18 protein-coding genes are annotated in these 18,176 nt (G+C 60.2%); 10 read left to right on the forward strand and 8 right to left on the reverse strand.

The features are described from left to right. Positions 1–666: 666 nt before the first annotated feature. Positions 667–1,044 (reverse strand): hypothetical protein, encoded by a 378-nt coding sequence (locus tag GYA94_RS28070; RefSeq protein WP_255326897.1) that lies wholly within the window; start codon positions 1,042–1,044, stop codon positions 667–669. 120 nt (positions 1,045–1,164) lie between these two features. Further along, positions 1,165–1,440, reverse strand: coding sequence for a helix-turn-helix domain-containing protein (locus tag GYA94_RS03815; protein ID WP_027915576.1), 276 nt, complete (start codon positions 1,438–1,440; stop codon positions 1,165–1,167). A gap of 91 nt (positions 1,441–1,531) precedes the next feature. Here GYA94_RS03815 and GYA94_RS03820 point away from each other — a divergent pair, with 91 nt between their 5' ends. Next, positions 1,532–2,059, forward strand: coding sequence for a hypothetical protein (locus GYA94_RS03820; RefSeq protein ID WP_141400918.1), 528 nt, complete (start codon positions 1,532–1,534; stop codon positions 2,057–2,059). After that, on the forward strand, positions 2,052–2,387 hold the full coding sequence (locus tag GYA94_RS03825; RefSeq protein ID WP_050587348.1) for a hypothetical protein: 336 nt from the start codon (positions 2,052–2,054) through the stop codon (positions 2,385–2,387). Before GYA94_RS03820 ends, GYA94_RS03825 begins: the two co-directional genes overlap by 8 nt. A gap of 904 nt (positions 2,388–3,291) precedes the next feature. Here GYA94_RS03825 and GYA94_RS03830 read toward each other — a convergent pair. Continuing rightward, positions 3,292–3,834, reverse strand: a complete 543-nt coding sequence (locus GYA94_RS03830; protein WP_161891819.1) for a hypothetical protein — start codon at positions 3,832–3,834, stop codon at positions 3,292–3,294. Between the two features lie 398 nt (positions 3,835–4,232). Between GYA94_RS03830 and GYA94_RS03835 the strand changes: the two genes are divergently transcribed. Genes GYA94_RS03835 through GYA94_RS03845 form a run of 3 tightly spaced genes read left to right on the forward strand, consistent with a single transcriptional unit; the run spans position 4,233 to position 7,953 of the window. Then, on the forward strand, positions 4,233–4,760 hold the full coding sequence (locus GYA94_RS03835; protein WP_161891820.1) for a (2Fe-2S)-binding protein: 528 nt from the start codon (positions 4,233–4,235) through the stop codon (positions 4,758–4,760). Next, positions 4,757–5,752 carry an FAD binding domain-containing protein gene (locus GYA94_RS03840; RefSeq protein WP_161891821.1) on the forward strand — a complete coding sequence of 332 codons (996 nt, stop codon included), beginning with the start codon at positions 4,757–4,759 and terminating at the stop codon, positions 5,750–5,752. The genes GYA94_RS03835 and GYA94_RS03840 overlap by 4 nt, the downstream gene beginning before the upstream one ends. Then, positions 5,749–7,953 (forward strand): xanthine dehydrogenase family protein molybdopterin-binding subunit, encoded by a 2,205-nt coding sequence (locus GYA94_RS03845; RefSeq protein ID WP_438826228.1) that lies wholly within the window; start codon positions 5,749–5,751, stop codon positions 7,951–7,953. The genes GYA94_RS03840 and GYA94_RS03845 overlap by 4 nt, the downstream gene beginning before the upstream one ends. Before the next feature lie 127 nt (positions 7,954–8,080). Here the strand turns inward: GYA94_RS03845 and GYA94_RS03850 are convergent, their stop codons facing one another. Both GYA94_RS03850 and GYA94_RS03855 read right to left on the reverse strand, forming a co-directional pair. After that, on the reverse strand, positions 8,081–8,350 hold the full coding sequence (locus tag GYA94_RS03850) for a DUF6555 family protein (RefSeq protein ID WP_029886814.1): 270 nt from the start codon (positions 8,348–8,350) through the stop codon (positions 8,081–8,083). 142 nt (positions 8,351–8,492) lie between these two features. Beyond that, positions 8,493–8,699, reverse strand: a complete 207-nt coding sequence (locus GYA94_RS03855; protein WP_161891822.1) for a con-10 family general stress protein — start codon at positions 8,697–8,699, stop codon at positions 8,493–8,495. Positions 8,700–9,007: 308 nt separating this feature from the next. Between GYA94_RS03855 and GYA94_RS03860 the strand changes: the two genes are divergently transcribed. Then, a complete protein-coding gene (locus GYA94_RS03860; protein ID WP_161891823.1) occupies positions 9,008–12,787 on the forward strand; it encodes a CheR family methyltransferase in 3,780 nt (1,259 codons plus the stop codon). Between the two features lie 19 nt (positions 12,788–12,806). Here GYA94_RS03860 and GYA94_RS03865 read toward each other — a convergent pair whose 3' ends face one another. Next, complete coding sequence (locus GYA94_RS03865) at positions 12,807–13,358, reverse strand: ATP-dependent Clp protease proteolytic subunit (protein WP_110676348.1); 552 nt, start codon at positions 13,356–13,358, stop codon at positions 12,807–12,809. A gap of 194 nt (positions 13,359–13,552) precedes the next feature. Between GYA94_RS03865 and GYA94_RS03870 the strand changes: the two genes are divergently transcribed. From GYA94_RS03870 to GYA94_RS03885, 4 genes are read left to right on the forward strand one after another with little or no spacing between them, the layout of a single operon-like run. Next, a complete protein-coding gene (locus GYA94_RS03870) occupies positions 13,553–14,470 on the forward strand; it encodes a DUF72 domain-containing protein (protein WP_167524212.1) in 918 nt (305 codons plus the stop codon). 8 nt (positions 14,471–14,478) lie between these two features. After that, the gene (locus tag GYA94_RS03875) at positions 14,479–15,252 is read left to right on the forward strand and encodes an endonuclease/exonuclease/phosphatase family protein (protein ID WP_161891847.1); all 774 of its coding nucleotides are present in this window, start codon (positions 14,479–14,481) and stop codon (positions 15,250–15,252) included. Next, entirely contained in the window at positions 15,249–16,454 is a 1,206-nt protein-coding gene (gene clsB / locus GYA94_RS03880) for a cardiolipin synthase ClsB (RefSeq protein ID WP_029886820.1), read from the forward strand. The genes GYA94_RS03875 and clsB overlap by 4 nt, the downstream gene beginning before the upstream one ends. Further along, positions 16,454–17,407: a lysylphosphatidylglycerol synthase domain-containing protein gene (locus GYA94_RS03885; RefSeq protein WP_161891825.1), complete on the forward strand. Its 954-nt coding sequence runs from the start codon at positions 16,454–16,456 to the stop codon at positions 17,405–17,407. Before clsB ends, GYA94_RS03885 begins: the two co-directional genes overlap by 1 nt. Positions 17,408–17,467: 60 nt before the next feature. On the opposite strand, the gene GYA94_RS03890 is transcribed toward GYA94_RS03885, so the two are convergent. Both GYA94_RS03890 and GYA94_RS03895 read right to left on the reverse strand, forming a co-directional pair. Continuing rightward, complete coding sequence (locus tag GYA94_RS03890; protein WP_009686889.1) at positions 17,468–17,692, reverse strand: metallothionein; 225 nt, start codon at positions 17,690–17,692, stop codon at positions 17,468–17,470. Continuing rightward, positions 17,689–18,153, reverse strand: coding sequence for a hypothetical protein (locus GYA94_RS03895; RefSeq protein WP_009686890.1), 465 nt, complete (start codon positions 18,151–18,153; stop codon positions 17,689–17,691). The genes GYA94_RS03890 and GYA94_RS03895 overlap by 4 nt, the downstream gene beginning before the upstream one ends. Positions 18,154–18,176 lie beyond the last annotated feature (23 nt).

Consider the following 18,176-nt stretch of genomic DNA (forward strand, 5'->3'; position numbering starts at 1 on the left):
GGGTTTATGGAGCGGTTACCTTGAAGCAAAGATCGGATGTAGCGATCAGACAGGCCGCCGCGACCATTTAGCGTTCCAATTAGGGGGCAACGTCTTGAGGTGAGGGCAGGGGAGACAGTCCTAGATAGCGGCGATATCGAGTTAAGTAACAATCAACATAGTCATCGCGCACGCTAATTCGGGCTGCTTTATTTCCCTTTCCGACAACATGAAACCACCAGTTGCCAACAGTATCTCAGCGCAGGTCACCCATTGAGGGGCGCCAGTTTTCTCTGCCGAATAAATCAGAGACCCTGAGATACATCGAAAAGATAGTTGCCACAATAAATAAAGTGCGTTCGTGTCTCGGATCCTCCGCAGCCATCTGCTCTGCACAGTCGATAACGAAACTCCACTGAAGCTCTGTAAGCGATTGTGCGGAAACGTCCAATACCGCACGTTGTTTATGATGGACTTTTGTTTTATTGCGCGGAAAGGATTCGACTCGGTCAAGCCTTCGTCCATCGCATGCTGAAAAAAACTACCACCTGCGCAATCGATCCTTGCGCCATCTGGTAGGGGCGAATTGGAAGGTCTTTCGACGACTCTACAGCGATTTTACGATCTCGTTTGCTAGCCGTACTACTGAACGGCCTCCAGTCTTTGTTCACAACATAATCATCTGACTCAAGTCGTTTTCGCCCCCCAGACGAACAATCTCGATTTCACTACTGGTCCTACCCATTCTGCTGGAGGCTGTAGGCAAAACTCCATGAACATTTCAGCATCTACACGACGAATATCAAGAATGGATTTTTTCGCTATGATCAGGGACCAGAGCAAGAGACGCTCGACATGTGTGCGAAACGAGTTGAATGTCGTCTGGTTGCCGGCATATGAGCGTAAAAAACTTCGCACCACAAGGTAGCTCTCTAAGGCCTTACAATCAGGAGCGAATCGTTTCAGATAATCAAGAACCAATGGTAGTTCCTGATGCACCCCGAGAAAACTGAGTTGGTTAAATTTCCCAAAGGTATCAAAAAGATGTTGTGGATCTACGCGCATGGGCTACTCAGACGAGGTTGCAGATCTATCAAGGATGCTTTCGAATGAGGTGCTATGCAATATCCGGGTCTGACAGTTATCGGATATTGCGTGCGTAGAGGCCTTTGCTTTGCCATCGGTTCACTGCCGATGTAGGTCTTGACGGATTCGGGAGAACAGCATTTCGATGTCGGGCTCATTGTCGATCAGCAAAAAGGCCTCTGCAAGTAGGGATAGCGGGTGCACGTCCATACGTGTCGCCAGCTCGACCAGCTTATCGAGGGTGGGGCTCTTGAGGCCGCGCTCAAGAGAGCTTACATAGGTACGGCTGCTGACATCGCCAAAATCCTCCTGGGTCAGGCCTCGGCTAGTCCTAGTTTTGCGTAGCGCTTGAGCGAGGGCTGTTTTGAGCTCCATTTGCGTATTTGATCCACAAAAGGAATGATGAAGCCTCTTTGAATCCTATAGTGCTACAATCTATAGTGTTCATTTTCGTTGGGAGAGAGCTATGACCACCTTGCGAGTAAACCCTGAAAGCTTCTCAGAAGTAGCATCCCTAGGGGCAGGATCCACATTTCTAATCGTTTGCGTGCTGGACCTTTTGGAAGAAAAAGAGATTATTGACATCAGGATTTTTGAAACGGGCCAGAGCACATTGGACTTCTTGAACGAGCTCGACAGGCCCAATGCCACTAGAGGCGTGGTAGGTCTTCAACTCGCATTGCCGCCGCGGTTGAGTCCTAACCAAAAGTGGACGGTAGAGCCTGTTGTCGACTTCGCAAGGGTTATATTGGCGCAGCCCGAGAGAACCTTAGATTCGTATGCTTACCGTATTGCGAGTGGGCGCTATTATGTTGATGGTAATGAAATACCTCTCAAGGTTGTGAGGAGCGAGAGAAGCATTTACCAAGCATCAAATGCTAATTCGAGCGATCCAGTACTGAGTGCATACCAAGCCTGGATTGCGAGGATATTAGGCGAACTGATCAATGAGCAGTTCAACATGCAGCAGAGGACGGAGGCAAGTCGTGGCTGATACAACCGGGAGTGAGTCGTTTCAGGCTTGTTTGTCAGCGCTGTCACTATTGATGTCTTGGGGCGCTGAAGAGCAAGTCGCACATAGTATAATCGGCATGCCCGATTGTGCCGCTCAAGAGATCAAGCTCCGCCTAAGCGTTATTTTTGAGATGAATAGCTACTTGAACAAGATTTTTGAGAATCCTAAGAATATCGCAGGTTTTATGTCCATGAAAAATGACAACGATTATTTTGAGGGAAGCACTCCGCTGGAGAAAATAAGCGATGGAACCTATGCATCCCTACGAGAATGCGCAAAGCGCCTTCAGGCGCTGAGTATGGGCTAGCTCCCCAGAGGCCCTGAACCAAAAGTACTTGAGTTCCACGGTGGAACTTTTTCGTATCAAGGTCAGCGCCTAGCTTTTCATGCAGAACTAGGCCTGAAGGAGGGTTGAGCCTAGTAGTGCCAGGTTCGCTGAAGACTAGCCACATCTGCTCCGCGCTGTGCCTCTAAAACAGGTTATCTTTTTTCAAAATATTTATCTTCTTTGAGGGCTCCGCAGAGCGGACCTAGGGGCTGTGAATCCATCCTTTTAAAAATACTGGCGGTAGTGTGTCGCTATCGAGAGCGGCGACGGAGCATTTCAAGCAACTGATGTGCGGTAATTATTCTTTTTTAGGGGTATTTATCCTTTTTGCGGATCCCTAACAGCCACGTAGTTACCCCCAGACAATCGGTCGGGAGCGTGATCAGATCAACCCTTAAAAAATTATTCTTTTTAAGGTTTTACTTTTTTTTAAGGATAGGCAATATGGCGTTTGTAGCGCTGGAGTGGCACGCGCCCTATTTTTTTTACGGACCGATTGCGATTCGTAGAGTTTGCCTAGGGGAGAAGATTCAGGATAACTCATTGATTTTTCTGGTTTATTGTTTTTAAGGGCCGATTACTTTTTTTAGGGCATCCTGACAGTCGTTCCACGTCGATTTCGCGCATTTGGAGAGCACGTCAAGGCTGGAGCAGGCATGCCAATACAGCTAAGTCACTGATTTTTCATGCGCATCTATGGATAACAAAATTCGCATCTATGGATGCCGGTCACACGGTGCTAGGGTTAGCCGGTGGGTGGAAATGCAACGCTTACAAAACGCCCTGTATTTAACATAATATGCATTATGCGCAAATTTGTATGGAGCCACCGGGGCCGAGGGTGGGTAGATTTGAAGCCAGGCCCACCCCTTAGAACTCTCCCTCAAACCATGATGGTTAGTCCATCACCATGCATCTCGAAATTCTCAATGAACGGATCTGTTGAGCCACATTCCTTGTGGTACTCAACGACACGCGGAATCACATCCTGCAGCACACCGACCAACCCCGTGCAGTAAAGTTGCCGAGCATCTTTCTCGTACCGGTACCGTGCTTTAGTGAAGACATTGCGGTTCGATTCGATCTGATCAACATGACGGTCAAGACCAACCCGACGCCGTGTAGCTTCAGGGACGGCATGAAACAGTGTCAGTAAATCATGCCAGTCAATTCTATCACCGGCTTTTCCGTCAGCTCTCAGCTGCGAATACGCAGCCTTGATCGGGTCTTTGTCGATTTCGTAGGTTTCCCAGATCTTGCCAAAGCCGCCAGTAGGCACAGCCACAAAGCTCTTCAACAGGATTTCCATGGCTAGAGCGGCGTTGATCTGCGAGACATCCATCAAATCATCGCCACGTAAAAGCTGCAGCGACGCTCGTAAATACCTGCAGGCGTCCTCGACCATACGGGCTGATATGTTTTGCATAAGGTGGTCCTGGTCCGTCTGCTCTCGCGGATATGACAACAGACCTTGATGCTACCACCCTTTTTTGCCAGGATATTTTAATGCCTTTAAGGAATAACTACGCTAAATATCCATTTAGTTGAGTTAACGTTGTAGTTCACCAATATACTGGCCCTTCCCCGCAAATACGTCAGCCACGGTTCGTGCTCTCGCCCGCTCATCCCTTCTTGGCTACCGGCCAGCAGCCCTGAGCTTCGCTCTCAGTCCCGCGCCTCACCACCATAATGCCTACACGCCGTCACGCCATGCCCGCAGCCACCTTTCTACGCCTGGCAAGCCGGTGGAACGTTTCTGCAACCGCCCGGGTCGCACAACAAAGACGCAGCCAACTGCGTGAACCCTGACCGTGAGGACCTTCCATGAGCGCGCTCTCTTCCAATGGGGCTGCAGAACACCCCATCTGCCTGACCCTCAATGGTCAGCCCCGAACACTGGCAGTCCACCCGTGGACCACCCTGCTCGACCTGTTGCGTGAACAGCTGGACCTGGTAGGTACCAAAAAAGGCTGCGACCACGGCCAATGCGGCGCCTGCACGGTGCTGCGCGACGGCAAGCGCGTCAATGCTTGCCTGACCTTGGCCATCATGTGCGACGGCGCAGACGTGGTGACCATCGAGGGGCTGGCCAGCGGCGACGTGCTGCACCCTATGCAACGGGCCTTCATCACCCACGATGCGTTTCAGTGCGGGTACTGCACACCTGGGCAGATCTGCTCTGCCGTCGGGCTTGTGCGTGAAGGGCGAGCCGACTGCCGTGAGGCCATTCGCGAGCAGATGAGCGGCAACCTTTGCCGCTGTGGTGCCTATGGCAACATCGTCGCCGCGATCGAAGAAGCCCAGCCGCTGATGGCACACCCGGATCAACCACAACGGGGGGCGAAGCCATGATGCCCTTCAGCTACCACAAGCCTGCGTCAGTCAGCGAGGCCGTGAGCCTGGCTGGCGACAGCGCGCGCTTTATCGCCGGGGGCACCAACCTGGTCGACCTGATGAAGGAAAACGTGGTCCGCCCCGAGCGCCTGATCGATATCTCAGGCTTGGCGCTGGATGGGCTGCATCCCACTGCCAACGGTGGCGTCATGATCGGTGCCCTGGTCAGCAATGCCGACCTGGCCTGGCACCCGATGATCGAGCAACAATACCCGTTGCTGTCACAGGCTATCCTTGCGGGCGCTTCACCGCAGTTGAGAAACATGGCCAGTACCGGCGGCAACTTGCTCCAGCGCACACGCTGTTACTACTTCTACGATACCGGCACCCCCTGCAACAAACGTGAACCCGGCAGCGGATGCCCTGCTCGTAGCGGCCGCAACCGCATACACGCCATTCTTGGCGCCAGTGAGGCCTGTGTGGCCACTCATCCGTCCGACATGTGCGTAGCACTGGCAGCACTCGAAGCCGTGGTGCACGTAGAGGGACCGGCTGGTAAACGCCAGATCCCGTTCGCAGATTTCCATCGCCTGCCGGAGAACAATCCGGAGCGTGATAACCAGCTGGCAGCCGATGAACTGGTAACGGCCGTAGAGCTGCCGCCACCGCTGTTCGAACAGCATTACCGCTACCTGAAAATTCGAGACCGAGCCTCCTACGCGTTCGCGCTGGTGTCGGTCGCTGCGGCCTTGCGCTTGGATGGCGATGTGATTCAGCACGCCCGCCTGGCGCTGGGCGGTGTAGCGCACAAACCATGGCGCAACCCGGCTGTGGAAAGCCTGCTGGTTGGCCAGGTGCCTTCCGAGGCGCTGTTCGACAACGCCGCACAGGCGCTGCTTCAGGGCGCGCAGCCGCTGACCCACAATGGTTTCAAGGTAACACTGGCGCAGCGTGCAATCGTGCGTGCATTGACTGACGCGGCGCACCGTGCCGCTGGTGTGGGGGCATGACCATGGTCAACAACAAATCGGTAGTCGGTACCCCTCTGGATCGCGTGGATGGCGTGGCTAAAGTCACCGGCCAGGCACGCTATGCGGGCGAATACCCAAAAGACGGCCTGCTCCATGGCAGCGTGGTGTCCAGTACCATCGCCCGCGGCCGCGTACTGCGCATCGACGCTACCCAGGCGCTGGGCGTACCCGGCGTTGTCGCGGTGCTCGACCATGGGCATCGTCCGCATATTTCCAGTTATGACGATGACTACAGCGACGCCGATGCAGCAGAGGGCGCACCCTTTCGGCCCCTGTTCAACGATAGGGTGCTGTACAGCGGGCAACCCCTGGCGCTGGTGGTGGCGCACACCCTGGAGGTGGCCCGGTATGCAGGCTCATTGATCCGGATCGAATACGCCGAGGAACCTCACGAGACAGACCTGGGCGCGTCCAGGGCGTCGCATGTGGCGCCGGCAGAAACACCGGCCCCGCGTGGCGACTTCGCTGGCAGTTTCGCTGGGGCACCCGTGCAGGTCGATGCCACCTACCTGACTGCCAACGAGCACCACAACCCGATGGAGCCCCACGCCTCCACCGTGCACTACAAGCCCGACGGCAGCCTGGAAATTCATGACAAGACCCAAGGCACGCAGAACTGCCAGGACTACCTGCACAAGGTATTCGGCCTGCCGAAGGCCCAGATCCGTGTGCACGCAGCCTTCGTCGGCGGTGCCTTCGGCTCGGGCCTGCGCCCGCAGTACCAGCTGCCCCTGGCAGTGATGGCGGCGCTGCATCTTCAGCGCTCTGTGCGCGTCACCCTCACGCGCCAGCAAATGTTCACGTTCGGCTACCGGCCCCGCACCGAGCAGCGTTTGCGCCTGGGGGCAGATGCAGATGGGCGCTTGCTGGCTGTCGGTCACGATGGGCTGGGGCAGACCTCGCGCTTCGAAGACTTCACCGAGCACCTGGTGGAATGGAGCGGCATGCTCTACCAGTGCGACAACGTTGAACTCAACTACCGCCTGGCCTCGCTGGATGTGTACACGCCCCTGGACATGCGTGCCCCTGGGGCCGGTTCAGGCGTGGTCGCGCTTGAGTGCGCGATGGATGAGCTTGCCTGTGCCGCTGATATCGACCCGGTAGAGCTGCGCCGGCGTAATTTTGCTGCCAACAACGGCAACGAGGGCAAGCCCTACTCCAGCAAGGAACTGCTGGCGTGCTATCAGCAAGGCAGTGAGCGTTTCGGTTGGCAGCACCGCAACCCGCAACCGCGCAGCATGCGCACTGGCAACCAATTGGTCGGTTGGGGAATGGCGGGCGGCGTCTGGGAGGCCATGCAAATGAAGGCCAGCGCGAAAGCGCGCCTGGATGCCCAAGGCCACCTCACCGTCAGCAGCGCCACCACCGATATCGGCACCGGCACCTACACCGTCATGACCCAGATTGCAGCCGATGCTGCGGGCGTCAGCGTGGAGGATGTCACCTTCGTGCTCGGTGACTCATCCCTGCCCACTGCGCCCCTGCAGGGCGGGTCGTTCACGGTATCGTCGGTAGGCTCGGCCGTGCGCCAGGCTTGCCAGGTGTTGCGTACCAAGGTGCTGGAGCATGCCCGCAAGGTGCATCCGCAGGTGGCGAGCACAGCGCGGGAGGACATCGTCTTCGCGGATGGTTACCTGCACGCGGGTAGTTTTCGCGTGGCCTTGGCAGACATCGTCGCCAGTGCCCCCGGCGCGGAGTTCGAAGTGCAAATCGACGCTGAGCCTGGTGCAAGGCGCCAACCGTTTTCCACGGCGACCCACTCGGCGGTGTTCGTCGAAGTCCAGGTAGACGAAGACCTTGGCATGATCAAGGTCACCCGAGTGGTCAGCGCCGTGGCGGCGGGCCGCGTGGTCAACCCGAAAACGGCCCGCAGCCAGATCCTGGGCGGCGTGGTATGGGGTATCGGCATGGCACTGCACGAAGAGGCATTGACCGACCATGGCCTGGGTCGCATCGTCAATCACAACCTTGCGGAGTACCACATCCCGGTGAACGCGGACTGTGGTGATATCGTCGTGCTCTTCGTTGAAGAGCACGACGATGTCGTCAATGAGCTGGGGTCCAAGGGTGTGGGCGAAATCGGCGTGGTCGGCGTGGCTGCCGCAGTGGCGAACGCCATCTACCACGCAACCGGCAAACGCGTGAGGGAGTTCCCGATCACACTCGACAAGGTGCTGTAACGCGAAAGTTGTCAGAAACATGCGAGGGGAGCGGCTGCAGGCCGCTCCCCTCATTTCTCAGCAAATCGGTACTCGGAACTGGGGCCATCTGGGGGCGGAGGGAACCGCAGCAGCCCCTGCGCTTCCGCTAGACAATGGCCGCAGGGTCGCCCACCGACTGATTCGGTTTGCTCCCCGACAGGCGCCAGCTCACCGCAGTAATCCCATACCGTTCAGCCATCGGGCGGCTGACCTTCCTGATCTTTTCCCGCCCGAATTTGGGGATGATCCCAATGCCCGCATCGCAACTTGCCCAATGCCAGGCTTCGGCATTGTCCAGGCGGTCCAGGCGAATGATGAAACTGCGCGGCTGACCATGCAGTTGGTAATCGATGATGAACAGCTGTGGGGCAGGCATCGCAGGGGCCTCCTCTTCTCCATGGATGACACCCTGATTGATCGGGGCAGCAGCAGAAGATTCAAAAAAATATCGATCGACAGGCACCAGCGGCGCCCGAGCGGTGTACGCCTACAGGCACACTACCGCTCGCGCAGTACCTTCACTCGCTGCGGGTGCCGTGGCTGTTCCGGCCACCTTTGCGTCCGGCTTCCGATGCCCGCTGGCGATCATTGGCGAAGTTGCCGCCCGACGCCTGGCCGCCTTTGTGCCCAGCGCGCGATGCCCGCTCACGGTCGTTGGCGAAATTGCCCGGGTTGGTTTCTTTGGTTCCGCCGCGCTGGCGGGTACCTTCCTGATCTTGTGCCATGTGGTTTCTCCTTGCGATGAATAGGCGGTCGCACAACCTGTGCGTTCATACAGTGCACGCACCCAAGGTTGCCATGTTCAGATTCCGAACCTGCAATTGCCCGCTTGGCTCACACGTTTTGACGGCAGCTGACCGGTGGCCCGAAACACGTGCAGGCCAACTATTTGTGCCCCGTTTGCAGGCGGGGCGCACTTTATCGCGCATGCAGCAGTCACAACTGCAGGGTAGCGGCCTATAATCGCCCCACTATCCAGGTGTGACTGCACAGTCACGCACCGCCCGTAAGGCTCTTGTACAAGGCTCCGTCGATGAAGTCCTCGCCCAAGCAACCCGCCGCGCCGCAAAACCCTGCACTCAGCCCAAGCCACTTGGACTTTCCGGTGGTGGGCATCGGTGCCTCCGCGGGTGGCCTGGAGGCCATCTGCACGCTGTTTCGGCATATGCCAAGCGACTGCGGCATGGCGTTCGTGGTGGTGCTGCACTTGTCGCCGGATCATCAGAGCGTGGCCGACCGGATCATCCAGGCCACCACGCAGATGCCCGTGCGCCAAGTCACCGAGCCGGTGCCGATCGAGCGTAACCATGTGTATGTCATCTCCCCGGCCAATCGCCTCTCGACCAATGACGGCTACCTGCGCGTGACCCCCGCCAATCGCCGCCGTGGCGACCACGTGGCCATTGACCTGTTCTTCCGCGACCTGGCCGACGTGCACAAGGACCATGCATTCTGCGTGGTGTTGTCGGGCACCGGCGCCGACGGTGCCGTGGGGCTGTCGCGGATCAAGGAGCAAGGCGGCGTGACCCTGGTTCAGACCCCGGACGATGCCCAGTACGACAGCATGCCCCGGGCTGCCATCGAAACCGGCATGGTCGACCTGGTTCTGCCCGTGGCCGAGATGCCACAAAAGCTGCTGGAGCTGTGGCGTAACGCCCGCCAGGTCAGGTTGCCGGAAATCGAGGATGACACCCTGCCCCCGGCGCTGGGCACCCGCGTAGGCGACGCCCAGGCCAGCGAGCCGCTGCTGGAGGAGATCCTTCTGCAGTTGCGCAGCAACACGGGGCACGATTTCCAGCACTACAAGCGCGCCACCGTGCTGCGGCGCATTGAACGCCGCCTGCACGTGACCGGGCAAAGCAACCTCGCCGGCTACTTGCACTACCTCGAGCAGAACCCCGCCGAGTCCACGGCGTTGCTGGCAGACATGCTGATCGGCGTGACCAACTTCTTCCGCGACCGCGAAGCCTTCGAGGCCCTGGAGCGGCACGTGCTGCCCCAGCTGGCCAGCGAGCATGACCCCGTCGACGGCCATGACGAGATCCGCGTCTGGTCGGCCGGCTGCTCCACCGGCGAAGAGGCCTACAGCCTGGCCATGCTGATCTGTGAGCAACTTGCGCTGGAGCAGCGCAACCGCAAGGTCCAGGTGTTTGCCACCGACCTCGATGAGCGTGCCATCGGCATCGCCCGTACCGGTTTGTACTCCGAAGCGATCGTGACCGATGTGCCGCCCAGCCGGCTGCGCCAGTTCTTCGTCAAGGAAGACCAGCATTACCGGGTGCGCAAGGAAGTGCGCGAAAAAGTGTTGTTCGCGCGCCACAACCTGCTGTCGGACCCACCCTTTTCGCAAATTGACCTCATTGTCTGCCGCAACCTGCTGATCTACCTCGACCGCGAAGTGCAACGCGACATCCTGTTGATGTTCCACTTTGCCTTGCGCCCTGGCGGCCATCTGTTCCTGGGCTCGTCCGAGTCAGCCGACGTGGTGGGTGAACTGTTCGCGCCGGTGGACAAGCGTAACCGGATCTTCCGCGCCCGTGACGTCAGCAATGCCGGGCGCCGCGCCGAGCGGCAGGTGCCTGGCAGCACTGGCGCCAGCCTGCCATTGGACCCGTTGGCCAAGGTCAAGCCCGGGCGCAAGCCCTCTTATGCCGAACTGCACCACCGCGCGCTGGCCATGCGCATGCCGGCCAGCCTGATCGCGGATGTGGACGGCAATATCCTGCACATGAGCGAAGGTGTCGGGCGCTTCCTGCAACTGGGCGGCGGCGAGCCCAGCCGCAATCTGCTCGGCCTGGTGCTGCCGAGCCTGCGCCTGGCGCTGCGCAGTACGCTGTTCCAGGCGCGCCAAGGCACCGAAGCGGTCACCTCCCGGCCGGTCGACCTAGGCGATGCCCAACAGCCGTTGCAGGTGGAAATCACCGTGCAGCCTTACAAGGACGACGTGCACAACGGCGATTGCCTGCTGGTGGTGTTCGAGCAGCGGGCGCCCGACCCTTCCCTGCCACTGCCGGGCGTCATCCGCCAGACCGACAGCATGGTCCTGCATAACCTGGAACGCGAACTCCAGCGTACCCGCCTGCAGCTGCAGGAAACCATCGAGCAGTCGCAGGTATCCAGCGAGGAACTCACGGCCTCCAACGAAGAAATGCAGGCAATCAACGAAGAGCTGCGCTCGGCCAGCGAAGAGCTGGAAACCAGCAAGGAAGAGCTGCAGTCCATCAACGAAGAGTTGCTTACCGTCAACTACGAGTTGAAGAACAAGGTGGAAGAGACCGACAAGATCAACGACTACCTGAGCAACCTGATCGCCTGCACCGAAATCGCCACCGTGTTCGTCGACCGCAACCTGCATATCCGCTGGTTCACGCCGCGCGCCGCGGACCTGTTCAACATTTTACCGGTCGATACCGGCCGCTCATTGCTCGACATCACGCACCGCCTGGACTACCCGGCCATGGCTGATGATGCCCGCGCCGTGGCCCAGGGTGAGGCCGTTATCGAGCGGGAAGTTGGCGGCCAGCGCGACCACTGGTACCTGGCACGCCTGCTGCCCTACCGCTCCAGCGAGCAGAAAATCGACGGCACCGTCCTGACCTTCATCGACATCAGCAGCAGCCACGCTGCCGAAGAGCACGTGCGCCTGGGCGAAGAACGCTTGAGCAAGCAGCTGGCGGAATCGCAAACCACCAGCCACATGAAGGACGAGTTCTTCGCCATCATGTCGCATGAACTGAAGCACCCACTGAACCTGATTCAGCTGAATGCGGAAATGCTCCGCCGCCTGCCCTCGATCAAGCAGATCGGCAACGCCAGCAAGGCCGTTGCCACCATCTGCGAGGCGGTTGGCAGCCAGGCCAGGATCATCGATGACCTGCTGGATGTGGCTCGCATCCGTACCGGCAAGCTCAAGCTCAAGACCGAGCCGGTAGACCTTGGCGCCATCCTGCGCGGCATTCACGCTGTGGTGGTGGCTGAGCAACACCCCTGTCTGGTGCGCCTGGAGCTGCCTGCCGACGGCTTGCCAGTGATGATCGAAGGCGATGTCACGCGCCTGGAGCAGATCATCTGGAACCTGCTGAACAATGCCCTGAAGTTCAGCCCGGCAGGCAGTGAGATACGCCTGGTGTTGAGCCGTGACGATCAACAGGCACGCCTGCAGGTGATTGACCAGGGCGTAGGCTTGAGCCCCGACAGCCTGGAGCACATCTTCGACCTGTTCAGCCAGGCTCCCCAGCTGGCCAATCAGAACCGTGAAGGCCTGGGCATCGGCCTTTCGTTGGTACGCCAGTTGGTCGAAGCCCAGGGCGGCACCGTGCAGGCCAGTTCGGCCGGCTTGGGCTTGGGCTGCACCTTCTCCGTTTGCCTGCCCCTGTGCAACGTGCAGTCGCCGCCTTGCGCCAACCCTGCAGAGCATTCCCGGGAGGGCCGGCTGCACGGCGTGCGCGTGTTGCTGGTGGATGACTCGGTAGAGGTATTGGAGATCATGCAAGAGCTGCTGGAAATGGAAAACGCCAGCGTGCGCGCCTTCAGCCGCCCCCGCGAGGCGCTGGAGGTGGCCTCCGGTGAGGCGTTCGACATCATCCTCTCCGACATCGGCATGCCGGTGATGGATGGCCATGCCTTGATCAAGGCGCTGCGCAGCCACGCCCATCTGCGCCACACCCCGGCCATTGCCCTCACCGGCTACGGTGCCAGCGCAGACCAGCACAAGTCACGCCAGTCCGGCTTCGACCGGCACCTGAACAAGCCGGTCGGCTACGACGAACTGGTGGAGGCCATCGAAACCTTGAGCGGCACGGTGCCTTACTGATGGTCGGCCGGCATGAACCTCAGGCGTGCACGCTCCACTGGTTCATGTCCAGCGCGATCGGCATCTCGTCGATGGCATGGATCACGCCGCTTTGCAGTGCCTCCTGCGGCCCCAGAATCCGCGGGTACGCCATCAGGTAGCGCGGCACGTCCAGCACCTCGGGCGCACCTTCTGTGCGCTCGGCCACAATCTGCGCGTACAGCTGCAGGTCGTAATCCAGGCTCATCGCATATTCGGCCATGCGTGAATGGTCGACCGAGCCGTGCAAGGTCCAATGGAACGGGTGGAACAGGAACTTGCTGTAGCTGCATGCCGTGCGCCACTCCCCGGCCAGGAACAGGATATTACCCATGGACTCGACGGTGCCCAGGTTGTGCGTATGCACCGGCACCGGCAGCGCCCGCAGGAAGTTGTACAAGGTAAAGCCGTAGCTGCACTCGCCGCCCATGGTAGCGATGTTCAGTTGCAGCACCTCGGCGCCCTGCTGCAATGCCTTCGAGCAGGTATTGATCAGGTTGCCACAGGTCGACGAATTGATCGGCCCGGTGAAATGAATGATGTGTCTGGCCATGCTTGCCTCCAGGGTTGGCAGGTCAATTCCTGGGCTCGCGCGCCTGGGGCGCATACCCGGTGGAATCGTCTGCGCGGGCAAAGTTCAACCTGTCAGTGCCGTTCCCGTTGATCATACGCGGTGAACCCTTGGCCCTCTGCGCCAGTCGCAATACCACAGTAACCGAACAAGGGACCGGTGATGAGGACGACGGCGTGAGCGATATCCGCATCGGCATTTCCGGGTGGCGCTATGGCCCCTGGCGCAAGGACTTCTACCCCAAGGGCCTGCGCCAGGACGATGAACTGGCGTTCGCCTCGCGGGCCGTGAACAGCATCGAGATAAACGGCTCGTTCTACAGCTTGCAAACCCCAGAGCGCTACCTGCGCTGGCGTGATGAAACGCCGGATGGCTTCGTTTTCTCAGTCAAGGGGCCACGGTACATCACCCATGTGCGGCGCCTGAAGGAGGTTGAAGAGCCAGTGGCCAATTTCTTCGCCTCTGGCCCGCTACTGCTAGGCGACAAGCTGGGGCCGTTCCTGTGGCAGTTCCCACCGAACATGAAGTTTGACGAAGAGCGTTTTGCCCGGTTCTTGCAGTTGCTGCCACGTGACCGCAAAGCCGCGCGCGCATGCGCCCAAGGCTGTGCCGAACGGCTGCGGGACAGTGGCGGCCTTGCAATCACCGGTAATGTGCGCTTGCGCCACGCGGTAGAGGTCCGCCACGAGAGCTTTCTTTGCGAGGCGTTCATCAAGCTGCTGCGCAAGCACCGGGTTGCGCTGGTGGTTGCGGACAGTGCCGGCAAGTGGCCGCATGCCGAAGATGTCACAGCAGACTTCGTGTACATGCGCCTGCACGGCGACGTGGAGCTCTATAGCAGCGGCTATACCGCGCGTGCGTTACGCCGCTGGAAACAGCGCATCCTTCACTGGAGCCAAGGTAGCCAGGCAGACGACGCGCGCCTGATCGTGCCGGGGCCGCCACCTCGGCGTGCGGCGCGGGACGTGTATTGTTACTTCGACAATGACCAGAAGGTCCATGCGCCCTACGACGCCCGCCGCTTGCTGCAGAAGCTGTCGCTGGACCATGAACTGATGACCGAACCGGGCGTGGTGCCGGAGGTGGCCTTGTGAACGAACCCATGACTGCTTTGCCGCGCAGCACCGATCAGTCCACCGCCGTGCGCCGTTTGAACGTACTCACGCTGAACGTGCACAAGGGCTTCACCTTCTTCAATCGCCGCTTCATCCTGCCTGAGCTGCGTGAAGCGGTCCGTGCCACCGGCGCAGACCTGGTGTTCCTGCAGGAAGTGCATGGCAGCCATCAGCAACATGCCTTGCGCCACCCGGCCTGGCCTGATACCCCGCAATATGAATTCCTTGCCGACAGCATGTGGCCCCAGTTCGCTTACGGCCGCAATGCCGTGTACCCGCAGGGTGACCACGGCAACGCCTTGCTGTCCAAATTTCCCATCCGGCGCTTCAACAACCTCGATGTGTCGGTGCAAGGCAAGGAACAACGCGGCCTGCTGCATTGCCAACTCGAGGTGCCAGGGCACGACCAGGTGCACGCCATTTGTGTGCACCTGGGCCTGCGCGAAGCGCATCGGCGAAGCCAGATCCAACTCTTGCTCGACCTGCTGGCCAGCCTGCCGCCGCAAGCCCCGGTCATCGTCGCCGGCGATTTCAACGACTGGCGCCTGAAGGCAGATGCCGTGTTGGGCGAGCACCTGGTAGAGGCCTTCGGCGAGCGCTTCGGCACCCCGGCACGCAGCTTCCCGGCGCGTCTGCCGCTGCTGCGCCTTGACCGCATCTACCTGCGCAACGCCATGCCGAGCGCCGCCCAGGTACTGTCGAATTACCCGTGGTCGCACCTTTCCGACCACGCACCATTGGCCGCGGAGATTCACCTGTGAACAGACCTTGGGTAGAGGGCAACAATATCAAGTTGCTGATCAACGGCGAGCAGTATTACCCCTGTGTGTTCGAGGCCATGGCCCGTGCCCAGGAGGAAATCCTGCTGGAAACTTTCATCATTTTCGACGACAAGGTCGGCCGACAACTGCAGCAGGCGCTGATCGACGCGGCCCGCCGCGGCGTGCGTGTCGAAGTGGTGGTGGACGGCTACGGTACCGGCGACCTGCCCGCGCCGTTCATCGCGGCCATGACAGATGCCGGCGTGAGTTTCCACGCCTTCGACCCGCAGCCGCGCCTGGTGGGCATGCGTACCAACCTGTTCCGGCGCCTGCACCGCAAGATCGTGGTCATCGATGGCGAGCGGGCCTTCATTGGCGGCATCAACTACAGCGCCGATCACCTGGGCGACTTCGGCCCCATGGCCAAGCAGGACTATGCCGTCGAGGTAACCGGCCCAGTGGTGGCACAGGTGCATGCTGCCAGCAAGCGCCTGATGTCGCCGGTGCTGCAGGAACCAAGCGCCGTGCGGCCGTTGACCGAGCCCGCCGGGTCCACCACCGCCGTGCTGGTAGAGCGTGACAATGGCGTGCGCAGGACAGCGATCGAAAGCCAGTACCTGCAGGCGTTTCGCGGTGCCAAGGAACGTATCGTAGTGGCCAATGCCTACTTCTTCCCCGGCTACCGGCTGCTGCGCGAGTTGCGCAACGCTGCCCGCCGCGGGGTGGCTGTGCACCTGATCCTGCAAGGGCAGCCAGACATGCGCTGGGTCCGTGCCCTGTCGCGGTTGCTGTACAACTACCTGCTGCGTGATGGCGTGGTCATTCATGAATACTGCAAGCGGCCCTTGCACGGCAAAGTGGCGCTGGTGGACGACGAGTGGGCGACCGTGGGTTCCAGCAACCTCGACCCGCTGAGCCTGTCGCTGAACCTGGAAGCCAACCTGTTCATCCGCGACCGCGCTTTCAACCAGCTGCTCGGCGAGCACCTGCAGTCACTTGCGCACGAACAGTGCAAGCCGGTGACCCTGGAACGCATGATCCGTGGCTACTGGTGGCGGGCACCGCTGATCTTCGCTTGCTTCCATGCGGCGCGCCATTTCCCGCGCATCGCCGGCTGGTTGCCGGCACACCGCCAACGGCTGCGCTCGCTGCAGCCAGACGTCGAGGCCCCGGCCGGCGACCTGCACGAGGGCAATACCTGATGGCACGGACAACCTGGCAAACCTGGGCCAAGCGCGTATTGACGCTGGCGTTCCTGATCCTGATCCCTGTGCTGTTGTATCAATTGGCCCGCAACCTGGACTGGAACGAAGTGCGCCAGTCGCTGCTCGCCTACAAGCCTGGAACGCTGGTGATCGGCCTGGCAATTGCGGTGTGCAGTTACCTGACGTTCGCCAGCTACGACTTGCTGGCCCGCGCCTACACCGGTCATCAGCTGCCCGCCCGGCAAGTGCTGCCGGTCGCCTTCGTGTGCTACGCGTTCAACCTCAACTTCACCACCTGGGTCGGCGGGGTTGCCTTGCGCTACCGCCTGTATGGGCGCCTGGGGCTCGATACCCCCACCATCACGCGCATTCTCACGCTGGGCCTGCTCACCAACTGGATGGGCTACATGCTGCTGGCCGGCAGTGTGTTCGCCCTGGGTCTGGTCGAACTGCCGGGTAACTGGGCGGTGGGCACCACAGGGCTGCGCCTGATCGGCGTGCTGTTGCTGGCGATTACCGCGGCGTACCTGCTGGCCTGTGGCCTGGCCAAGAAGCGCACGTGGCGTTGGCGCGAGCACGAAGTCACTTTGCCAACCCTGCGCCTTGCGCTCTGCCAGGTAGCGCTGGGGGCCAGCAACTGGGCATTGATGGCGCTGCTTATTTACTGGTTGCTGCCGGGCGACGCCTTCTACCCCGCGATCCTCGGGATCCTGTTGATCAGTTGCGTGGCAGGCGTGGTTGCACATATCCCGGCGGGCCTGGGTGTGCTGGAAGCGGTGTTCCTCGCCCTGCTGCACGGGCAGATGGCGCAGGGCACGCTGGTAGCCGCGCTGTTGGGCTATCGCACCCTGTACTACCTGATACCGCTGGTGGTTGCGATCGTGACTTATCTGGTGCTTGAGAAGCGCGCCAAGGCCATGCGCCAGCGCGACAATTCGGTGCAAACCTGATGGTGCGGGGCAGGCGCGCTTAACGTCGGCGCGGCCTGGTGCCGCGCCAACAAGGCGACCTCAAGGGGAAATCGGGTCGCTCGCCGGGAAGGTCTCATCCAGCGCATTGTCTACGGCATTTTCGTCCGGTTTTTCGCTGCAATGGCAGGCTTGCATCCTGCAGCCCTCGCCATGGCTATGGCCGTTGGCGCAGGCCTCACAGCAATAGGCCTTGCCGTCACGCTGCAAGGCATTGGCATCCACGGTGCAGGAACAGTCGGTACAGGCACAACGTTGCTGATTCATGATCTGCTCTCCTCGTCATCGATCACATCATCGGTCCAGGGTTCCCCATCAAGCGGCGCGGAACGTGCCAGTTCGGCTTCATCCAGCCCAAAGCCGCCACCGATTTCGTCGGCATCCACTTCGCGCAGGTCCATGTCAGCCGGGCCGTCGCCGCCGCCGGGCTCGTGGGGGTCACGGGCGCCGGTTTCATCCAGCAGCGTATCCGGGCTCAGGTCGTCGTAGGTGACGTTGTCTTCATGCAGGCTGTCGCTCAGCGCTTCGCCACCCGTCATGCCGCTTTCGGCAACACGCTCTGGTGGGAATTCGCGCTCGATCTCGCTCGCCGGGCGCTCGTCTCCTACCCGCCCCTGGCGTTCGTCCAGGCGCTCATCGAAGTCCAGTTCGTGCACGCTGCCCATGCGGTCCTCGGTGTCGTCGATCTCGGTTGGGGTGTAGGGCTTAGGATCTTCTGTTCGGGCCATGTACGTTCTCCGTCAGTTGGCTG

The organism is Pseudomonas juntendi (assembly GCF_009932375.1).
Classification (GTDB): domain Bacteria; phylum Pseudomonadota; class Gammaproteobacteria; order Pseudomonadales; family Pseudomonadaceae; genus Aquipseudomonas; species Aquipseudomonas juntendi.